The 19,526-nt window shown below is 69.2% G+C and carries 24 protein-coding genes; 10 read left to right on the top strand and 14 right to left on the bottom strand.

The window, feature by feature from the left end:
* Positions 1–4: 4 nt before the first annotated feature.
* Complete coding sequence (locus VNJ48_RS00335) at positions 5–805, top strand: Ig-like domain-containing protein (RefSeq protein WP_325597957.1); 801 nt, start codon at positions 5–7, stop codon at positions 803–805.
* A gap of 79 nt (positions 806–884) precedes the next feature.
* Entirely contained in the window at positions 885–1,127 is a 243-nt protein-coding gene (locus VNJ48_RS00330) for a hypothetical protein (protein WP_325597955.1), read from the top strand.
* 58 nt (positions 1,128–1,185) lie between these two features.
* Here VNJ48_RS00330 and VNJ48_RS00325 read toward each other — a convergent pair whose 3' ends face one another.
* Positions 1,186–1,887: a hypothetical protein gene (locus VNJ48_RS00325; RefSeq protein WP_325597953.1), complete on the bottom strand. Its 702-nt coding sequence runs from the start codon at positions 1,885–1,887 to the stop codon at positions 1,186–1,188.
* Between the two features lie 146 nt (positions 1,888–2,033).
* On the opposite strand from VNJ48_RS00325, the gene VNJ48_RS00320 reads away from it, so the two are divergent.
* The gene (locus tag VNJ48_RS00320) at positions 2,034–2,327 is read left to right on the top strand and encodes a hypothetical protein (RefSeq protein WP_325597951.1); all 294 of its coding nucleotides are present in this window, start codon (positions 2,034–2,036) and stop codon (positions 2,325–2,327) included.
* 14 nt (positions 2,328–2,341) lie between these two features.
* On the opposite strand, the gene VNJ48_RS00315 is transcribed toward VNJ48_RS00320, so the two are convergent.
* Both VNJ48_RS00315 and truA read right to left on the bottom strand, forming a co-directional pair.
* Complete coding sequence (locus VNJ48_RS00315) at positions 2,342–2,941, bottom strand: class I SAM-dependent methyltransferase (protein WP_325597949.1); 600 nt, start codon at positions 2,939–2,941, stop codon at positions 2,342–2,344.
* Positions 2,941–3,771 carry a tRNA pseudouridine(38-40) synthase TruA gene (gene truA / locus VNJ48_RS00310; RefSeq protein WP_325597947.1) on the bottom strand — a complete coding sequence of 277 codons (831 nt, stop codon included), beginning with the start codon at positions 3,769–3,771 and terminating at the stop codon, positions 2,941–2,943. The genes VNJ48_RS00315 and truA overlap by 1 nt, the downstream gene beginning before the upstream one ends.
* Positions 3,772–3,835: 64 nt before the next feature.
* On the opposite strand from truA, the gene VNJ48_RS00305 reads away from it, so the two are divergent.
* From VNJ48_RS00305 to VNJ48_RS00285, 5 genes are all read left to right on the top strand, one after another.
* The gene (locus VNJ48_RS00305) at positions 3,836–5,491 is read left to right on the top strand and encodes an FAD-dependent oxidoreductase (protein WP_325597945.1); all 1,656 of its coding nucleotides are present in this window, start codon (positions 3,836–3,838) and stop codon (positions 5,489–5,491) included.
* Positions 5,492–5,562: 71 nt separating this feature from the next.
* Positions 5,563–6,606, top strand: coding sequence for a thrombospondin type 3 repeat-containing protein (locus VNJ48_RS00300; RefSeq protein ID WP_325597943.1), 1,044 nt, complete (start codon positions 5,563–5,565; stop codon positions 6,604–6,606).
* A 114-nt stretch (positions 6,607–6,720) separates the two neighbouring features.
* On the top strand, positions 6,721–7,095 hold the full coding sequence (locus VNJ48_RS00295) for a metalloregulator ArsR/SmtB family transcription factor (RefSeq protein WP_325597941.1): 375 nt from the start codon (positions 6,721–6,723) through the stop codon (positions 7,093–7,095).
* Positions 7,092–7,610, top strand: coding sequence for an SRPBCC domain-containing protein (locus tag VNJ48_RS00290; protein WP_325597939.1), 519 nt, complete (start codon positions 7,092–7,094; stop codon positions 7,608–7,610). The genes VNJ48_RS00295 and VNJ48_RS00290 overlap by 4 nt, the downstream gene beginning before the upstream one ends.
* Positions 7,597–8,157 carry a TIGR03086 family metal-binding protein gene (locus VNJ48_RS00285; protein WP_325597937.1) on the top strand — a complete coding sequence of 187 codons (561 nt, stop codon included), beginning with the start codon at positions 7,597–7,599 and terminating at the stop codon, positions 8,155–8,157. The genes VNJ48_RS00290 and VNJ48_RS00285 overlap by 14 nt, the downstream gene beginning before the upstream one ends.
* Before the next feature lie 6 nt (positions 8,158–8,163).
* Here VNJ48_RS00285 and VNJ48_RS00280 read toward each other — a convergent pair whose 3' ends face one another.
* On the bottom strand, positions 8,164–9,081 hold the full coding sequence (locus VNJ48_RS00280) for a carbohydrate kinase (protein ID WP_325597935.1): 918 nt from the start codon (positions 9,079–9,081) through the stop codon (positions 8,164–8,166).
* 52 nt (positions 9,082–9,133) lie between these two features.
* Here VNJ48_RS00280 and VNJ48_RS00275 point away from each other — a divergent pair, with 52 nt between their 5' ends.
* Both VNJ48_RS00275 and VNJ48_RS00270 read left to right on the top strand, forming a co-directional pair.
* On the top strand, positions 9,134–9,487 hold the full coding sequence (locus tag VNJ48_RS00275; RefSeq protein ID WP_325597933.1) for a GntR family transcriptional regulator: 354 nt from the start codon (positions 9,134–9,136) through the stop codon (positions 9,485–9,487).
* Positions 9,484–10,464, top strand: coding sequence for a 2-dehydropantoate 2-reductase (locus VNJ48_RS00270; protein WP_325597931.1), 981 nt, complete (start codon positions 9,484–9,486; stop codon positions 10,462–10,464). The genes VNJ48_RS00275 and VNJ48_RS00270 overlap by 4 nt, the downstream gene beginning before the upstream one ends.
* Before the next feature lie 58 nt (positions 10,465–10,522).
* Here the strand turns inward: VNJ48_RS00270 and rplQ are convergent, their stop codons facing one another.
* From rplQ to VNJ48_RS00220, 10 genes are all read right to left on the bottom strand, one after another.
* On the bottom strand, positions 10,523–11,293 hold the full coding sequence (gene rplQ / locus VNJ48_RS00265; RefSeq protein WP_325597929.1) for a 50S ribosomal protein L17: 771 nt from the start codon (positions 11,291–11,293) through the stop codon (positions 10,523–10,525).
* Positions 11,294–11,462: 169 nt separating this feature from the next.
* Positions 11,463–12,479, bottom strand: coding sequence for a DNA-directed RNA polymerase subunit alpha (locus tag VNJ48_RS00260; protein WP_325597927.1), 1,017 nt, complete (start codon positions 12,477–12,479; stop codon positions 11,463–11,465).
* Positions 12,480–12,602: 123 nt separating this feature from the next.
* Positions 12,603–13,211 (bottom strand): 30S ribosomal protein S4, encoded by a 609-nt coding sequence (gene rpsD, locus VNJ48_RS00255; protein ID WP_325597925.1) that lies wholly within the window; start codon positions 13,209–13,211, stop codon positions 12,603–12,605.
* A 32-nt stretch (positions 13,212–13,243) separates the two neighbouring features.
* Positions 13,244–13,639, bottom strand: coding sequence for a 30S ribosomal protein S11 (gene rpsK, locus VNJ48_RS00250; protein WP_325597924.1), 396 nt, complete (start codon positions 13,637–13,639; stop codon positions 13,244–13,246).
* A gap of 86 nt (positions 13,640–13,725) precedes the next feature.
* Positions 13,726–14,100: a 30S ribosomal protein S13 gene (rpsM, locus tag VNJ48_RS00245; RefSeq protein ID WP_036490072.1), complete on the bottom strand. Its 375-nt coding sequence runs from the start codon at positions 14,098–14,100 to the stop codon at positions 13,726–13,728.
* 235 nt (positions 14,101–14,335) lie between these two features.
* Positions 14,336–14,449: a 50S ribosomal protein L36 gene (rpmJ, locus tag VNJ48_RS00240; RefSeq protein WP_297739624.1), complete on the bottom strand. Its 114-nt coding sequence runs from the start codon at positions 14,447–14,449 to the stop codon at positions 14,336–14,338.
* Between the two features lie 26 nt (positions 14,450–14,475).
* Entirely contained in the window at positions 14,476–14,697 is a 222-nt protein-coding gene (infA, locus tag VNJ48_RS00235) for a translation initiation factor IF-1 (protein ID WP_026145687.1), read from the bottom strand.
* Between the two features lie 252 nt (positions 14,698–14,949).
* Entirely contained in the window at positions 14,950–17,331 is a 2,382-nt protein-coding gene (locus VNJ48_RS00230; protein WP_325598362.1) for a DUF3488 and transglutaminase-like domain-containing protein, read from the bottom strand.
* Positions 17,332–17,336: 5 nt separating this feature from the next.
* A complete protein-coding gene (locus tag VNJ48_RS00225) occupies positions 17,337–18,515 on the bottom strand; it encodes a DUF58 domain-containing protein (protein ID WP_325597919.1) in 1,179 nt (392 codons plus the stop codon).
* A 6-nt stretch (positions 18,516–18,521) separates the two neighbouring features.
* On the bottom strand, positions 18,522–19,490 hold the full coding sequence (locus tag VNJ48_RS00220) for a MoxR family ATPase (protein ID WP_325597916.1): 969 nt from the start codon (positions 19,488–19,490) through the stop codon (positions 18,522–18,524).
* Positions 19,491–19,526: the final 36 nt, after the last annotated feature.

Below are 19,526 nucleotides of genomic sequence, written 5' to 3'. Positions count from 1 at the left end.
TCTTGTGCCTCTTCGCGCCCAGCGCTTCGCCGTCCTGACCACCGCGGCGGCGGTTGTCACCACCATGTTGAGCTTGGGGACCTTCGTGCCGGCGATGGCCGATGACAGCCCTCCTCCCGTCGCTGTCGGCGAGTCCGTCGCCGTCGAGGGGGTAGGCGACGAGTTCGGAGGAGTCAGCTTCATCGACGTCCTCGCCAATGACAGCGGCGCGGCGGGCGAGATCCTCGAGATCTGCCGGGTGCAGGCACCTGAGCGTGGATTGTCTGTGGCCGAGGTCCAGCCCGATGGCGATTTCACGATCGAGACGCCCAACTCTGGCCTCAGCTCAGGCGGACGACCCCTCGAGGAGGGCGCTCGCGAGCGTATCGCCGTGCTGCCATGGGCCAACCGCGCCGGCACCTACCAGTTCACCTACTGGGCGTGCGACTCCAAGCACCTCACCCCGGCCACCGTCACCGTGACGGTCACCGAGTCCCCCGAGGTCGCTGTCCGCAAAGCCGCGCGACCGGGCTGGCTCCGCTTCACCAACCCCCGCACGGGCCCAGCGATCGTGATCTACGGCGGCCTCCGGGCCGACGAACCCACCGGCCGCGTCCGACTGGCACCCGACAGCAGTGCAACGCGCCGCGTAGACCTCCGCACCATCCGCTGGATGGCATTCTCCCCGCGAACCGGCTACCCCCTCGGTGACGGCGTCGTCCGCGGGATCCGACTGCCTGGTTCCACCAGCAGGAGCGCCCTGGCCTCCGACCGGATCCAGCCCCGGTTGACCGCCGGCATGCTCCGCGCCTGGCGCAGCAGCTGATCGACGGCCCACTCTCGACAGATCCTCGCGCTCCAGGCACGGTAGGCGCGCCTTCTCGTGGTCTCGCTAAGGTCCGTGCGTGACCACAGACTCGAAGTCGTCGTCAGGACCGTGGAGCTACCTCCTGGGCGGCGCAGGGCTCGCCCTTGTCGCCGGTGTCCTCGCTGAGATGGGGTACGGACTGGCGGCCTACCCGGCAGCCGTCATCGCGGGCGTCTGCCTGCTCATCGGTTCGATAGCCCAAGGCCTACGCGTTGGCCAGAGCGCGCACTGCGACGACCACCGTGGAGCAGTCAGCGAGCACCGACACAGCCCTCGATGAGTTCGCCGCTCCCGGGACGCGGCAGGCAACTACGTGGGCGTGCTATTCCACGTACCCGCTAGCCCCCGGCGAGGTCGACACTGTGCCACGGCTCCATTGCCATGTGCCGCCGGCCGCCGTTGGCGCAGTATCGGAAGCGAGCCAGCATCAACGAGTCGAGGACCAGGTCGTGGGCGAGCGACCGTCGCCGCTCCGCCGCCCAGGACACAAGGCTCGGCGCGTCGAGGATCGGCGCCGCGAAGTGCAGGACGCTGGCGTACCAGATGTCACGCTCCTGCTCCTCGAACCAGGCCAGCGGCCCCAGGGCGGCGCGTAGTCGGCGCATGAGCTCCCACGGTGCGTCGTCGAGCGGCTCGGCCTGCACCATGACCGCGCTGGTGGACAGCGTCACTCCCGTGAGGCGAAGCCGGACGGGCGGCGATCCCCGGCCCACCAGTTCCAGCGCCGAGATCCAGTCGTCGCTGATCTCGTCTGCAGGGCTTGCAGCGTCGCGGTAGGGCTCCAGCGCGCGGACGGTCAGATGACTGGCGTCTGCCCGGCCGGTCTCGAAGTGGCCCGGTCCGGCATGGACCAGCGCCTCGTCCATCACCTCGGTGAGAACATCGCGAGAACGCTCGCCCGGGATCGAGACGACACTGACCGGCCAGCGTCCGCCATCGACGGGCGGGACGTCCTGCCGGTGACTCCCGCCGAGGAGAGCAGGGACAGCGTCACTCAGGAGACGGTCGAAGACTGGTCGTGTGGGGTCGGCCGGTGACACGGCAGGGACGCTACCTCCCCGTAGAACGGGCCCGTCCGGACGTCGGGAGGCTGGCCGCCACCGGACCGGCGAGCGCCTCGCTGACCCGCCTGCGACGATGGGCCTCAGCCAGCGAGCACACTCCACCACCACCGAACGGAGTCGCCATGCCCCTGATCTACCCCGTCGCCGAGGACACCCCCGACGACGCCGACACGACCTTCGAGCACTTCGTCGACGACTGGTCCGAGACCTGGGTCATCGAGATCGACACCGACCACGAGCACGAGGACGAGGGCGACTACGTGCGTCTCGGGCCGCTCCCGGCCCGTCAGGCGTGGGACTTCGCCCACGAGATCGAAGGCATGCGACCCACCTGGATGGTGAGCATCATGCCGGTCTTCGCCGTGGACACCGACGCCGCTGACCTCGTCGCCCAGATCGAGCGCGAAGAGGACTGAGCCTTGCCCGCGGGCTAGCCCCGACGCGTCTCCAGCACCCGGAAACCCTTGGCGCTGGCCAGGCGCGTCGTGGGCCAGCCCTGCTCGGTCAGCCAGCGTTGCAGTGAGTCGGCGCCGAGGAACTTGCCCACGACCATCACCGCGCGTCCCTCCGGGCGCAGCCTCGGCAGCCAGGTGAGCAACAGCTCGTGCAGGGCCTCCTTGCCGATCCGGATGGGTGGGTTGGACCAGATCTCGTCGAACGTCATGTCCGTGGGGATCTGGTCCGGGAGGGCGGCCACGAAGCGCGGCCCGAGCCCCAGAGCGCTCGCGTTCTCGTTGGCGAGGAGCAGCGCCCGCTCGTTGACGTCGACCCCCGTCACGGTTGCGAGGGGTACGGCGCGGGCGATCGCGAGCCCGATGGCGCCGTACCCACAGCCGAGGTCGAGGAACTGACCCTGCACGGGCGGTTCGAGCTCGCGGAAGAGCATGGCGGTCGCGTGGTCGAGGTGACCGCGGCTGAAGACTCCCGAGCCGCTCACCAGCTCGAAGGAGTGCCCCCAGACCTCGACCGTGAACGACTCCCGCGTGAACGGCACCGCGGGGTCGGCGGAGAAGTAGTGGTCGTCGCTCATCAGATGGGGCTCCTTGCGTTGCGCGCCCGCTCCGCCTGGGCCGTCAGCTCGTTTCCCTCGGGGTAGCGGACCTCCTCCAGAGTCAGCCCATGGGGGCGGGCGACCCGGAGGGAGGAGACGCGGGCGCGCCCGACCAGCATCTCAGCCGGCCACTCGGGCGGCTGCCGACCCTCCCCCACCTCCAGCAGGCACCCCACCAGCGACCGCACCATGGTGTGGCAGAAGGCGTCAGCGACGACGCGTGCCTCGACCAGGCCTGTGGGCGTGCGGGACCAGGCCAGCTCGAGCAGCGTGCGTACCGTCGTCGCCCCCGCGCGCCGCCGGCAGAAGGAGGCGAAGTCCTGGAGACCGAGCAGCGGCGTGGAGGCGCGGTTCAACGCGTCCACGTCGAGAACGTGGGGCCAGGCGAGCACGTGATGGCGCAGCAGCGGGTCGACGCCGTCCGGGCGGTCGGCAACGCGGTAGGCGTAGCGCCGCCAGATCGCCGAGAAGCGCGCGTCGAACCCCGGCTCGGCCTCGGTCGCACTCCGGACGCGGACGTCGGGCGGCAGGATCCCGTTGACCCTGCGCACGAGGGCGGCCAGTGGCGCGTCGCTCGAACGACCCACCAGCACATCGAGGGCGTCAGGCGGCAGATCGGCGTGCAGGACCTGCCCACGCGCATGCACCCCCGCGTCGGTCCTACCTGCGCAGACGACCCGCACCTGAGGCAGCCGCAGCGCGGTGCCCAACGCGTCCTCGAAGGTGCCCTGCACCGTCCTGAGAGCGGGCTGGATGGCCCACCCGTTGAAGTCGGTGCCGTCGTAGGACACGTCGAGCCGGATGCGCACCCGCAGATCCTAGGTGCCCGACGAGGTACGGGCGCGGCAGGAGTGACCGCGCCATACTCGACGCGTGAGCAACCCCGCCATCATCCTCGTCTCCGGCGACAACCTCGACGTCCTCGAGGAGCAGTTCTGGCGCTACACACGCGAGTACGACGTCCGCTGCGCCCCCACTGCCGCCGACGCGAAGATCCAGGCGGCGGACGTCATGGCGAACGACGGCCAGGTCGCCCTGTTCGTGCTGGAGTCCGTGCTGCCCGACATGGAGCTCTATCCCGCCATCACGAGGATCCGGGAGGGGGTCCCGACCGCTCGGAGGGTCGTGGTGTCGCACTGGGAGAACTTCCGCCGTGACGCCACCAGCCTGCGCGACGGCCAGGCCAACGGGAAGTACGACGCCTTCCTCCTGCTGCCCCGAGGTGTCCGGGACGAGGAGTTCCACACCGCGATCATCGACCTCCTCAACGACTGGGCAGCCACCGTCGCGGTGCCGGAGGTCGTCTCGGTGCGCCTCATCGCCCCGGAGCAGGATCCCCTGACGCTGCAGCTCCGCGACTATCTCGACCGGGTCGGAGCGCCCTGCGGCGTCTACCGGCCCGACAGCAACGAGGGACGCGAGGTGCTCGCGCGATATCAGGGGCCGACGGGCGCGTGGCCCGTCGTGGAGACCTTCAACACGACCGACCCGTTCGTGCCCACCAGCACCCGCGACCTGGCCGTCACGTTGTACGGCCGTCCCGACGACATCGACGTCGACCAGGTGATGGACCTCGTCGTGATCGGCGCCGGGCCCGCTGGGCTCGCAGCCAGTGTGTACGGCGCCAGCGAAGGACTGTCCACGGTCACCATCGAGAGCGAGGCGATCGGCGGCCAGGCCGGCACCAGCTCGATGATCCGCAACTACCTCGGCTTCCCGCGCGGCATCTCTGGCATGCGACTCGCCCAGCGTGCCCGCAACCAGGCCATCCGGTTCGGCACCCGGTTCTTCACCGGCTGGCCGGTCCTGTCCCTCGAACCCGGTCTCGACGGCGCACCGCACGTCGTGCGCACCGAGGGCGGCGAGGTGTTCGCGCGCGCGGTGGTGATCGCCACCGGCGTGACGTACCGCCGCATCGGCATCGAGTCCATCGACGACAGGGTGGGGGCCGGCGTCCACTACGGCGCGGCGATGGCTGCTGCCAGGGAGATGGAGGGAGGCGACGTCATCGTCGTCGGCGGCGGCAACAGTGCCGGACAGGCAGCCGTCCATCTCGCCCGCTTCGCCCGCTCGGTGACGATCATGGTGCGCCGGTCAGACCTGTCCGCCACGATGTCGCACTACCTGGTGACGGAGATCGGGTTCAACCCGCTCATCGAGGTGCTCGCCAGCTCGAGCATCGTCGACGGGGGCGGCGAGGGTCGCCTCGAATGGGTTGACATCCAGGACGTCACGACGGGCGAGGTGCACCGCCGCGAGCTACGGGGACTGTTCCTCCTCCTGGGCGCCGACCCGCGGTGTGACTGGCTGCCTGACGAGGTGGCGCGCGATGACCGGGGCTTCGTGCTGACCGGCCGCGACGTCCCCACCGCGGCATGGGTCGACGGGCTACCGCCAGACAACCTCGCCACCACGGTGCCGGGCATCTTCGCTGCCGGCGACATCCGCTCGGGTTCCATGAAGCGCGTTGCCTCGGCCTCCGGTGAAGGTGCCTCCGTCGTCTCGCACGTGCACGCCTGGCTGGAGTGAGCGGACACTCGGGGCCACGCTGGTCGCCGACACCACGGGGGCACGACGGGGTGCCTTAGGCTGGGCCTGCCATGAAGCCCTCACGTCTCCTCGTCCGCGCGCTAGCCCTCGGGCTCGGCGTAGCGCTCGCCCCCGCCCTCGCCACCTCGACCGGGACCGCGCCCGCGCACGCTGCCGTCCAGCCGTGCACGGTGTCCCATTCGGCCATGCCTCGGTCCATCGAGCCCAAGGGCCCCAACGAGAACCACTCCTGGAACCCGTTCGACATCAAGGTGACCGACACGCGGGTCGTGACCGACCTCGACGTCTCGGTGGACCTCACCCATCCCGACTCCAAGGTCTCCCTGCACGTGCTCAGCCCTCAGACGTCCGGCGCGACGCTCCAGCCGACGATGCAGGCTTACAACAACGGCTCCTCGACGGGTGCCCTCAACGGCCTCTACGTGTTCGACGACGAGGCGCTGCAGCCACCGATCAGTGGCACCAACCCCGCCGCCGGCCGCTATCGGCCGGCTTCACCTGCCACGAATCTCGAAGGGCACTCGGCCGCGGGTGACTGGAGCCTGTGGGTCCTGAACGCCTCGACCAGCCGAGCCGCCCTGCGAGCACTCACCTTCACCTTCACGTTCGCCACCTGCGACTCCGACGGCGACGGCGTCGAGGACAGCGTCGACAACTGCCCCAGCCTCGCCAACGACCAGATCAACACCGACGACGACGGTGTGGGCGACGCCTGCGACCTGGACGACGACTCCGACGGCCGCGTCGATGCCCTCGACGGGTGCCGCGTCGCTCCGGCGTCCACGGCGACGGGCTGTCCGACCGCGTCGAGGACGGCAGGACTCGAGCACAAGAAGAAGAAGGACCGGCTCGCCATCACGATCGCTTCCACCGCCCTGGCGTGCCAGGCGGCCGTGAAGGTGACCCTGATGCGGAAGCAGAAGGGTGCTGATCGTCGTCTCACCGTCGTCACCACGAGCAGCACCGGTGGCCACCGCATGAAGGCACCGCGCAAGGCAGGTCGCTACTACATCACGGCATCCGCCTCGTACGCGCCAGGCGCCGCCGAGTGCGGTGCCGACACGTCCGGGACGGTCCGGATCCGCCGCGGCTGACGCCGAGTCCCGTGGCTGCCTCGTCAGGGGCAGCCACCCTTGTTCAACTCATCCGTTGACAACGAGCCCACTCGGATCTACCTTTATTCAACCAATCAGTTGAGAAGGTGTCCGATGGTCGACCGCCTCTCCCAGGTCTTCTCCGCCCTGGCCGATCCCACCCGCCGCGACATCGTCGCCCGGCTCACGGCCGGCGACTCCACCGTAGGTGACCTTGCGGCGCCGTACGACGTGAGCCTGCAAGCGGTCTCGCGGCACCTCAAGGTGCTCGAGGAGGCAGGTCTCGTCAGCCGCAGCCGCGAGGCGCAACGCCGCCCGGTGCACCTGGAAGCAGAGGTGTTCGACCTCATGACGAAGTGGATCGAGCGATACCGCCGCCAGGCCGAGGAACGGTTCAGCCGCCTCGACGACGTCCTGGCAGCCCTGAACGGCACCGACGACATCGACGTACCTGACAACCCCCTGAAGGAAGGAACGACAGGATCATGACCACCACCGCCAACACCCACGCCCGCTACACCGAGGCCGCCATCGAAGCCGACCCGCACGTCCCGGCCGTGCACATCTGGCGCGACTTCTCCGCCACCCCGGCCCAGCTCATGAGAGCGCACACCGACCCGGACGTGTTCAAGCAGTGGATCGGCCCCGACTCGCTCACGACCCGGATCGACCACTGGGACTGCCGGACCCTGGGCTCCTACCGCTACGTCGCCGAACGCGATGGGGAGGAATACGCCTTCCGCGGCACCTTCCCACACATCGGCGACGACAAGATCGTCCAGACCTTCACCTGGGAGGGCATGCCCGAGGCGATCGCGCTCGAGACGATGACCTTCGAGGATCTCGGCGACGGCCGCACCCGCCTGCACGGCTTCTCCCTGTGCGACTCCTTTGAGGGCCGCGACGGCATGCTGTCCAGCGGCATGGAGGTCGGGATCCACGAGGGCTACGCCAAGCTCGACAGGCTGCTCGCGGGCGGGGTGCTCGCCGATGACGCTGTCTGAGTCTCCGACCGAGCGCCACCGGGAGGTCGCCGCGACCTTCGGGCAGAAGGTCGCAGGCACGCAGGACTGGCAGGCAACGGCGCCCGTCGAGGGCTGGACCGCGCGAGACGTCGTGGGTCACCTCGTCGGGTGGTTCCCGCACTTCCTGGCTGCTGGGGAGGTCGTGCTCCCCGCCGGTCCGGACGTTGCCGACGACCCGGTGGCGGCGTGGCAGCACCAGGCCGACGCCGTACAAGAACTCATCGAGACCCGCGGTGAGGAGTCGTTCACGCACCCGCGTGCCGGCACCCACCGACTGGTCGACGCCGTTGACCGCTTCTACACCGCCGACGTGTTCATGCACACCTGGGACCTCGCCCGGGCGACGAGCCAGGAGCCCGACCTCGACGAGGACCAGGCCGGCGCGCTGCTCGAGGGCATGCGGCCCATCGAGGAGATGCTCCGCTCGTCTGGGCAGTACGGCGCACCGGTGCCCGTCCCTGCGGATGCTCCTGTGGCGGACCGGCTGATGGGGTTCATCGGCCGAGACCCTGCCTGGCGCGGGTGACCGGCCTCAGCTGAGCTCGGACCGCCGTGGCGGGTCTGCACCGGGGCGACCGACCGTGACTGCTGCGGCCCTGACTGCGTGGGCGAGCACGGCGGTCCACCTCGTCGGGCCGAGGTCACGCAGCCGCTCGCGGGCTCCGGGGCCGACCACGTCGAAGCTCCAGAGTGCGTCCACGACGGCAGCCGTGACGGTGTCACCCGCCCCGATGGTGTCCACCACGCGAGTCCGACTGGCGGGGACCTCCCCCTCCCCCGCGTCGGTGAACCAGCGCGCCCCGTCGCCGCCCCTGGTGACGACCACGGCGCCGGCGCCCCGCGCCAGGAAGCCGGCTGCCACCTCCCGGTGGTCCTGCCCGGGCCACAGCACGTCGAGGTCCTCGTCACTCGCCTTGACGACGTCGGCCAGGGCAGCCATGTCCTCGGCCCGTTTCACCACCTCGGGGCCGGCACCCGTGACCTGCGGGCGAGCGTTCAGGTCGAAGACGACGAGCGCCCCGGGGCGCTGCTCAGCGACGAGTGCGGCCACGTCCAGCGCGCCCGGGTCGAGGGCCGCCCCGAGCGAACCGAAGACGACGACCACCGGGTCCGTGCCCGTGGGCAGCGACATCAGGCCGGGTCGCCACTCCACGTCGAACTCGTAGCTCGCCGCCCCGGACTCGGCCAGGGTCGCGACGGCCGTCGGAGTCCGGTCGAGCGTCAACGGGTCGCCGCCGACGTGCACGCCGTTGTCCCGCAGGTGGTCGGCCAGGAGCCGGCCGTGGTCGTCGTCGGCGAAGGCAGTGAGGAAGGTGACCGGCCGTCCCAGCCTGGCCAGGGCCACCGCGGCATTGGCCGAGCTCCCGCCCGGGTGGTGACGGTCAGACCCGTCGCGGGCCCTCACCACGTCGACCAGCGCCTCACCCACGACCAGAGCGACCTGTTCCATGTCAGTTGGTCTATCACTCCGGGGCCTCGCACCCAGCCGTAGGGTCGGTGTCATGCAGCTCGACCCGATCCGCCACGACACCGACGTGCCTCCCTTCGAGCAGGCTCGGGCCCAGATCGCAGCGAGGATCGCTGCCGGCGAGCTCCCGAGCGGCACCCGTCTGCCCACCGTGCGTGCGCTGGCCGCGGACCTGGACGTCGCGGTGAACACGGTGGCCCGGGTCTACAAGGAGCTGGAGGCTGACGGCCTGGTCGTCACGGAGGGACGTCGTGGCACCCATGTGTCATCCACCAGCCCCGGCGCCGATGTGCGCGAGGCCTCCTCGGCGTACGTGCGGGCCTGCCGGCGCCACGGCCTGACCCAGGCCGAGGCCGTGCGCCTGGTCGAGACCGGCTGGAACCCGTGAAGTACGTCGTCTACGGGGCCGGTGCGGTCGGTGGTGTGATCGGCGGTCTCCTGCACCAGGCAGGGCACCCGGTGACGCTCGTGGCACGGGGAGCCCACCTGGCGGCGATGCGATCAGGCGGGCTGCGCCTGGACACCGGCGCCGGGGTGGCCGAGGTCGCGGCACCGGCGACCGACACGGCGGCTCGGGTGTCGTGGTCGGAGGACACCGTCGTGGTCCTCGCGGTCAAGTCCCACCAGGCCGCGGAGGCGCTGGCCGACCTGCGCAACCACGCACCGCCGGACATTGCGATCGTCTGCGCTACCAACGGCATCGCCACCGAGCAGGCCGCGCTACGGCTCTTCGGCCGTGTCTACGCCCTCTGCGTGATGCTCCCCTCGACCCACCTCGATCCGGGGCTGGTGGTGGCGAAGTGCCACCCCACGCCCGGCATCCTCGACATCGGGCACATCCCTGGCGGCACGGACGCACTCACGGCGGTCGTCTCCGCTGACCTGCGCAGTGCAGGCTTCGTCTCCGAGGAGCGCCCCGACATCTTGGCGTGGAAGCGCCGCAAGCTGGTGGTCAACGCCGTCGGCGACGTCGGCGCGCTCTTCGGGCGAGACGACGCGGGTCGCCACCTGGCCGAACGGGTCCGCGTCGAGGCCGAGGCTGCCTTGGCGGCAGCAGGCTTCCACGTGGTCACGCAGGCGGCCGACGATGAGCGGCGCGGGGACGCGCTCAAGCTCCGTGACACCGTCGCATCGATCTCCGGCAACTCGTTGCGTCAGAGCCTGAGTCGCGGCCTGGACTCCGAGATCGACTACCGCGCAGGCGAGATCGTGCTCCTCGGTCGGCTCCACGGCACCCCCACACCCGCCAACGAGGCGATCGTCGCGGCGACCCGTGACCTGACATCGACCGGCGGCGACCCTCGACGCCTGGACGCGCGCGTCGTGCTCGATGCCCTCGATCAGCAGCAGCGCGGTGCGAAATGACAACGGACCGGCCATCCCCAGGGGGCTGACCGGTCCGTTGACCTGACGTGGGGCTAGATCACTCGCCGGCGCGGGTGAAACCAGCGGCCTCGGCGGACTCGACGGAGTCGAACCACACCTCCGCCGTGGTCTGGGCGTACCACTGGCCGTCGGGCTCGTGGAACTTCATCGAGTCCTCGTTGCCCTTGACCGGGAAGCCATCAGGAGCCTCGTCGACGTTCTCCATCGGCATGTGCGAGCCGTCGTACTTGCCCGCGAACCCGCCGGTGGTCTCCTCGAAGACCTCCATGTCGACGCCCTCGACCTCGACGAGCGGCGCAACGCCGACCTCTTCGGCCTTGGCCTCCACCGGGTCGACGGTCGTCTCGTCGGTGCCCTCAACGGACTCGATCTCGGTCTCGTCCTCGACCGGAGCAGCCGCCGGAGCAGCCGCCGGAGCAGCCTTCCTCGTCGAGGTCGCCTTCGGGGCGTACGCCTCGGTCACCAGCTCGATGACCGCCATGGGCGCGTTGTCGCCCTTGCGGGGCCCGATCTTGGTGATGCGGGTGTAGCCACCGGGACGATCGGCGAAGGTCGGCGCGATCTCGGTGAACAGGACGTGCACGACACCCTTGTCGCGGATGGTCTTGAGGACCTCGCGACGGTTGTGCAGGTCGCCGCGCTTGGCCTTGGTGATCAGCTTCTCCGCGAACGGGCGCAGCATGCGCGCCTTGGCCTCGGTGGTGGTGATCCGTCCGTGCTCGAAGAGCGCGGTCACGAGGTTGGCAAGGATGAGGCGCTGGTGGGCGGCAGAGCCGCCCAGGCGCTTGCCCTTCTTGGGCTGGGGCATGTCAGTTCTCGTTTCTCTCGGGCCGTACTAGGTACTCGAGTAGATGGTGCGTTCTGGGGTGATCGTGCTGATGGCGTGTGCCTCGCAAGGCCGAGGAGGAAGGCGACCTTGGAGCGCAGCGGGTCGCCGACCGACGAGAACGCCGCGAGGCGCACGTCAGCAGTGCGATTTAGTACTGCTCGTCCTCGACGAATGCGTCATCGTCGTCATCCCCGTAGGCAGCCAGGGCAGCCTGCGGGTCGAAGCCGGGGGCGCTGTCCTTGAGGGACAGACCCATCTCGACGAGCTTGGCCTTGACCTCGTCGATCGACTTCGCGCCGAAGTTGCGGATGTCGAGCAGGTCCTGCTCCGAGCGGCTGATGAGCTCACCCACGGTGTGGATGCCCTCGCGCTTGAGGCAGTTGTAGGACCGGACCGTGAGCTGCAGGTCCTCGACGGGCAGGGCCAGGTCGGCAGCGAGCTGCTCGTCGACGGGCGACGGGCCGATGTCGATGCCCTCGGCCTCGACGTTGAGCTCACGTGCCAGCCCGAAGAGCTCGACGAGCGTCTTGCCGGCCGAGGCGATGGCGTCGCGGGGACGCATCGACGGCTTGGTCTCGACGTCGATGACCAGCTTGTCGAAGTCGGTGCGCTGCTCGACACGGGTGGCCTCGACCTTGTAGGTCACCTTCAGCACGGGGCTGTAGATCGAGTCGACCGGCATGCGGCCGATCTCGTTGTCGGCACCCTTGTTCTGCACCGCAGAGACGTAGCCGCGGCCGCGCTCCACGACGAGCTCCATCTCCAGCTTGCCCTTGGCGGACAGGGTGGCGAGCTTGAGCTCGGGGTTGTGGACCTCGACGCCGGCGGGCGGCGCGATGTCGGCGGCGGTGACGTCGCCGGCACCGGACTTGCGCAGGTACATCGTGACGGGCTCGTCGTGCTCGGAGGAGACGACGAGGCCCTTCAGGTTGAGGATGATCTCGGTGACGTCCTCGGTGACGCCCTCGATGGTCGAGAACTCGTGGAGGACGGTGTCCACCTTGATGCTCGTGACCGCAGCCCCCGGGATGGAGGACAGGAGGGTACGCCGCAGGGAGTTGCCGAGCGTGTAGCCGAAGCCGGGCTCCAGCGGCTCGATGACGAAGCGCGAGCGGAACTCGTCGACGGACTCTTCGGAGAGGGTCGGGCGCTGAGCAATAAGCACTGAATGTGTCCTTCCCAGGCCCAACCATCATTTGATGGACCCGATCACATGAAAAAGGAGGCTCCCCAGCCGGGCTCCGGGTGGAGCCCGACGGGGGTACACGGGGGCGGAGCCCCCGCGCGGTTACTTCTTCGAGTAGTACTCGACGATCAGCTGTTCGGTGACGGGCACATCGATCTGTGCACGGACCGGGACCTGGTGCACGAGGATGCGCATCCGGCTCGGGAGGGCCTGCAGCCAAGCCGGCACGTGACGCTCGGCGTGGGTCTCGCGAGCCACGATGAACGGCGTCATCTCCAGCGACTTCTCGCGCACGTCGATGATGTCGTGTGCAGAGACCTGGAAGCTGGGGATGTCGACCTTGTGACCGTTGACGAGGAAATGACCGTGCACGACGAGCTGACGAGCAGCTCGGCGGGTGCGGGCGAAGCCGGCACGGTAGACGACGTTGTCGAGGCGGCACTCGAGGAGCTGGAGCAGGTTGTCACCGGTCTTGCCCTGGCGACGGTTGGCTTCCTTGTAGTAGCGGAGGAACTGCTTCTCCATGACGCCGTACGTGAAGCGGGCCTTCTGCTTCTCGCGCAGCTGGAGGAGGTACTCGCTCTCCTTGATGCGGCCGCGGCCGTGCTGGCCGGGGGGGTAGGGACGCTTCTCGAAGGCCGAGTCGCCGCCGACCAGGTCGATGCCGAGACGGCGCGACTTGCGGGTCATGGGTCCGGTGTAACGGGCCATTAAATTACTCCTTCAGTCTCTCGTCGACCGGGTCAGACGCGCCGGCGCTTGGGCGGGCGGCATCCGTTGTGGGGGGTGGGCGTGACGTCCTGGATGGTGCCGACCTCGAGGCCGATGGCACCCAGCGAACGGATGGCGGTCTCACGACCCGAACCCGGACCCTTGACGAAGACGTCGATCTTCTTCATGCCGTGGTCCATGGCGCGACGTCCAGCGGCCTCGGCCGCCATCTGCGCGGCGAATGGCGTGGACTTGCGCGAGCCCTTGAAGCCGACGGTGCCGGCAGAGGCCCACGCGATCACGGCGCCCGTGGGGTCGGTGATGGTGACGATGGTGTTGTTGAACGTGCTCTTGATGTGGGCTTCGCCCTGAGCAATGTTCTTCTTCTCCTTGCGACGCACCTTGGTGGCGCGGCTCTTGGGAGGCATACGTTTCTCCTATGAGGTAACTGGTCGGGAAGCTTCGTGAAGTGGCAGTGATCTACGCCTGGAGGCTCAACGCGAAACGCGTCGGATCACTTGGCCTTCTTCTTGCCGGCAACTGTGCGCTTGGGACCCTTGCGGGTGCGCGCGTTGGTCTTGGTGCGCTGACCGCGGACCGGGAGGCCCATGCGGTGGCGGCGACCTTGGTAGCTGCCGATCTCGATCTTGCGGCGGATGTCTGCCTGGACCTCGCGACGGAGGTCACCCTCGATCTTGAAGTTGGCTTCGATCTCATCGCGAAGCTTGACCAGCTCCTCGTCACCGAGCGTGTGCACGCGCGCGTTCGGGTCGACCCCGGTTGCGGCGAGCAGCTGCTGGGAGCGGGTACGGCCGATGCCGTAGATGTAGGTGAGTGCGATCTCGATGCGCTTGTCGCGCGGGAGGTCAACACCAACGAGGCGTGCCATGTGGCGTTTCCTTGTCTGTTGTTCGCGTTGGTTTCTGGTCGTGTCGCGTCTCATCCCGCCTCGGGTGAGCTCCGGCCAATGCTCCGGAGGTGATTTCAACAGGGTTCCCGGAGGGCACCTGCCTAGCGATCACGTTGTGGTTGATTCAGTTGTTCTGCGTTTCCCTCGAGAGCAAGCTCTCGTCGGGCTCGCGCTGCCCTTCAGCTTCGGCTGCGCCGAACCTGAAGGTCATCGCTCATCCCTGCCGCTGCTTGTGACGCGGGTTCTCGCAGATGACCATGACGCGTCCGTGCCGACGGATGACCTTGCACTTGACACACATCGGCTTGACGCTCGGGTTGACCTTCATTGACGAAGTCCTTGCTGCTCGGCTGGTTACTTGTAGCGGTAGACGATCCGACCTCGGGTCAGGTCGTAGGGGGAGAGCTCCACCACCACACGGTCCTCAGGGAGGATCCGGATGTAGTGCTGACGCATCTTGCCGCTGATGTGAGCGAGAACCTTGTGGCCATTGCTCAGCTCGACGCGGAACATGGCATTGGGCAGGGCTTCGGTGATAGTGCCCTCGAGCTCGATCACGCCTTCTTTCTTCGGCATGTCCTCCACAATCTGTTGTTCGGTCATCTACCGTCTGGTGCTCACGCCACTGGTGTGGAGCGGCCGGCCCGGGAACCTCCGCCCTGGGGCGGTGGACCTCGTGCGGTGGTCCGTGGTGACTCATCCCGGGCACACAGGGAGGCGCTCCTGCGAGCGAACTCTGCGATGATCGGGCAGCCGCGAGGCACCACGAAACGCAACCCACGTTGGGTCGACACGCCAGTTTAGTGCGCCCCGGGATGAAAACACCAATCACGAGGACCGGCGGGACCCGCGGGCCCGCGCACCGGTGGATGAGGTCGCCCTGTTCCTCCGCAGTGAAGCCGGACTGATCGCCGCCGCCCACCGACGACGGCGACCCACGGCCTGCGACATGGCCCGGCGCTCGGACTCGACCGTCTGCCAGTAGGCCGCTGCAGTCTCGGCCGCGGGCACCGCTGGTCCGAAGACGAAGCTGTCCGCGCGACGGGCCAACGCTGGCGCTGTCCCCGACACGATGGAGCCCGACTGCTCGCGGCGGGTCACCGTGGGACCCAACGGCACGGGCTGACCGAGATCGCGGGCATGGTCGACCAGCTCACGCCACGCTCCGACGATGCGCGCCGACATGCTCGCGGTGGTACGCCGCCGTCGCCGGCGCAGCGCCTTGAGCCCGATGATCGAGGCAAGGATCACCGCCACGAGCAGCAGGGGTCCGCCGACGTACTTCGCCCCGAGGACGAGCCAGCCCGGGACGCTCTCGGCGAATGACTCGTCCGCCGCCGCCTCCACCTTGTCCTTCTTCTTGGTCCGACGTTCCTTGAGCTCGGCGTCGCTCTGGTCGCCGGCGTCCGACGGCGGCGGGATCGGGGCGGGCGGCGGCACGATGGTCCCGCTCATCGGCGTGTTGGTCTCGGGCAACCTCTCGGCAGGCGGCTCGTCGGACATGAACCGGTCGGTCTCCAGGGTTCGCCACGAGCCGTCTGCTGCCCTGAGCTCGACCCACGCCTCGACCTGCTCGCCGGTGACGACGCCGTCCTCGGGGATCACGGCGCCCAGCACCACCCGCGCAGGAACCCCGACCTCGTTGGCCAGGAGAGCCATCACGGCGGCATACTGCTCGTCGTTGCCGACCATCTGCTGATCGTTGACGAACTCGTCGGAGAGTCGCTTCAGGTTGTGGCCGGGGTGGTACACCTGCTCGGCCTTGGTGACCCCGTCGGAGTACTTCCCCTCGGACTTCAGGTGCTCGGCGATCGCCAGCACCTGGGCCATGGGAGTGGTGGCCTCGCCCGACCAGTCGGTCGCCGGGGCCTGGAGGAACCCGGTGCCCGGGGGCGCTGGCGCCAGTGTCCTGGAGGCGAGGGTCTGCTCGTCGACCGCGGCGGGCGGTTGCACGGCCGTGAAGGAGTAGGTGTCACCCTGACGCATGCCGGACGGCACGACCGCGGTCGAGGTGGCGAGGTTGTAGCGGAAGGTCTCCGCCTTCGACTCAGGGTCGCCCAACCGGAAGTCGACCTCCTGCAGCGCACCGATCGTGGGCAACCAGACGCTGTCGTACGCCTCGCCGATGGTGACCGTCGCCTCGATCCGCTCCCCCTCCACCGGGTTGTCGATGGTCGAGGACACGCGCTGGAAGGAGTCGTCGGCGGCACCGGGGATCGCGTCGTTGGTGGCGCCCCAGACCAAGCCGTCGTAGGTGTCCATCGTGGCGATCCGCACCCGGGCGCCGGCGGGGGCGCCCTCGATCGTGAACAGGGTCTTCTCGAAGACGTTGGCCGGGTCGGACTTCGGTCGCAGGTCGATGTACTTGCGGAAGCCCGCCAGCGGCGAGGGGTAGCGGCCGATGTCGAAGGGCGGTTCCACCCACGACCGCACCACCGTGCGACCGTCGTCGTCCTCACCGGTGACCAGCCCGCTGGCCGGCAGCGCCAGCGCCGACGCCCCGATGACCAGCAGGGCGCCCAGGGCCAGCCTGCCGTAGCCCGACGACCCGCCGTGGACGGCGGCTGAGGCCCGTCGGGCTCGGATGGCGAGCCACCCCAGTGATACGGCGGCGAAGGCCGTGCCCTGCACCACGACGGAGTGCGGGTGGCGCACGCCGAGCAGGATCACCGCGACCAGCACGGCGGTCAACCCGAGCACCGGCAGCAGGGCGGTCACCCACGAGCGCTTCCCCGTGACCCCGCTCAGGGCCGTGCCCACGAAGCCCGCGGCCAGCCCGAGCAGCCACGGCAGGACGAGCAGCGGCCCGTCACCGTCGACCGGCGGCAGGGTCGTCAGCATGTCCTTCCACCCGAAGACTGCCTGCTCCGTCAGGGTTCCGAGCGTCGTACCGCCCGGCAGGAAGGCCGTGTCGCCGACCGATCGCAGGCACAGCGGACCCCCCAGGGCGAGGAACAGGAACGACAGGATCACGACCGGGGCGATCAGGGGCCACCGCAGGGCGCGGGTCAGGTGGGTGACCGCGATGCCGAGCACCACCCCGATCATCCCCACGATGAGGAAGGCCCCACCGGTGAACGAGGTGGCGAACCCGCTCAGGGCAAGCCCACTGAGCACCAGGACCGCGGTGAGGTCCAGCGCGGTCGCAGCGCCGGGCAGGAGCCTGCTGCCACGAGAGCGGGTGACGGTCTCGGCCGGGTTGACGGCCATGGTGCTCACTTGACGCTCCACCGGAGGAGGGCTCCGAGGTCGTTCTTGTCTGCCAGGTGCAGCACCGGCAGTCCCATCGTCTCGGTGACCCGGCTCGTGCCTGCAGGATCGATCAGGATCGCGTAGCGCCGCACCTCAGGCGGGAACGCAGCCGCGCCGCGCAACATGTCGGTGAACTCCGTGCCGGGGCCGCCGACCAGGAACAGCAGGCTGCAGTCAGGGGCGACCCGCGTGGCCCGGCGTGCCGCCACCACGATGCCGGTGCTGCCGTGCTCGGCACGACACACGGCATCGAGCGCCAGGTGCCCGTTGGCTCCGGTCGACGCCGTCTCGCCGCAGACGAAGGACACCTCGAACTCATCCAGCACCGCGCGTACGGCGATGGAGGCCGCCACCGACATGGCCGACTCGAAGTCGTCGGGGTCGGCCCACGACGCAGCGACGTCATCGACCACGATCGCCGCGTGGCTCCGACGGGTGTCGAGGTACTGCCGCACCAACAGGCTGGACTCCCCCGTCGATGCCATCACCTTCGCCGACGAACGCCAGTGGATGTGCCGCAGGTCGTCACCGGGGACGTACTCGCGCAACGCGTGGAAGGCCAGGTCGCTGTGCGAGACGGCATCGGTGGAGACGCCCTCGAGGTCGCGCAGCAGACCGGCTCCGAGCGACTCCAGCGGGACCATCGGTGGCCGGACCAGCACCTCGCGCACCGGCGTCCAGATGACGTCGCGGGAGAAGATCCCGATCGGGTCGCCGCGGCGCGTCGTGGCGGGGCCGACGCGGATCACGCCCCGGTGCTCCGTGCGGATCATGAACGACTCTTCGTGCTGTGCCCCGGCGGCGAGGGAGGAGATGCCGTAGCGGTGGACGGACCCCCCCACCGGCACCTCCAGGGTGGTCGGGATCAACCGGCTGCTGGCGATGTTCTTGACGACCACCCCTGCAGCGACCGACTCCCCTGCTGCCACCCGCTCCGGCTCGAGGCGCAGGTCGACGTCGACGTTGGTGCGCCCGAGGAGGAACGGTGCGGCGAAGAGGACCAGGAGCAGGCAGGCAGCCGCGATGACCGCCAGCTCGCGCCAGTGCGCGAGCGTGGCGAGATACATCGCTCCGATTCCGAGGCCGAGGATCGACCACCCGACCGGGCGGACGACACTCAGCAGCTCCTGGGCCCGTTCCATCTCGGGTTAGGCAACCCGGTCGGTCGGCGGCGCAACCGCGTCGAGCAGACGACCGATGACGGTCTGGACGCTGACGCCGCTGAACTGCGCCTCGGCGTCGAGCAGCAACCTGTGCGACAGCACGGGCTCGGCGAGCTCCTTGATGTCGTCGGGCACGACGTGGTCGCGGCCGTCCGCGGCTGCCCAGGTCTTGGCGACCCGGATGAAGGCCAGGCACCCACGGGCCGAGAGGCCGAGCTTGACGTGCGGTTGACGCCGCGACTCCTCCGCCAGCTCGGCGATGTAGCCGATCACTGCGGGATCGACGTAGACCAGGTCCGCGAGCCCGCTCATCTGCGAGATCGTCGCCGCGCTGATCACCGGGGTCACCAGGGACGCCCGGTCACGCACGGCAGCGTTGACGAGCAGCTCGATCGTCGCAGCCCGGTCGGGGTAGCCGAGGGAGGTCTTCATCAGGAAGCGGTCGAGCTGCGCCTCCGGCAGCCGGTAGGTCCCCGCCTGCTCGATCGGGTTCTGGGTGGCGATCACCAGGAAGGGCCGACCCACCGAGTGGGCCACGCCGTCGACGGTGACGCGGCTCTCCTCCATCACCTCGAGCAGGGCCGACTGGGTCTTCGGCGAAGCCCGGTTGATCTCGTCGGCCAGCACGATCGTGTGGAAGATCGGGCCGGGGTGGAACTCGAAGGTGCCCTTGTGCTGGTCGTAGACCGTGACGCCGGTGACGTCGGAGGGAAGCAGGTCGGGGGTGAACTGGATCCGGGCGTGCGAGCCCTGGACGGTGTTCGCCAGTGCCCGCGCCAACATGGTCTTGCCCGTCCCGGGGAAGTCCTCCAGCAGGATGTGGCCCTCGGAGAGCAGGCACGTCAGCGCGAGCCGGACGACGTGACGCTTGCCCAGCACGGCCTTCTCCATGTTGTCGGTCAGCTGGTCGAAGGTCTGCTTGAACCAGTCGGCCTGCTCGTGCGAGATCGTCATGCTGCTCCTCGTGGTGGATGCGCCGGCGTCCATCCG

It is taken from the genome of Nocardioides sp., assembly GCF_035576065.1.
Lineage (GTDB): Bacteria > Actinomycetota > Actinomycetes > Propionibacteriales > Nocardioidaceae > Nocardioides.
This window is presented reverse-complemented; position numbering and strand designations above follow the sequence as displayed.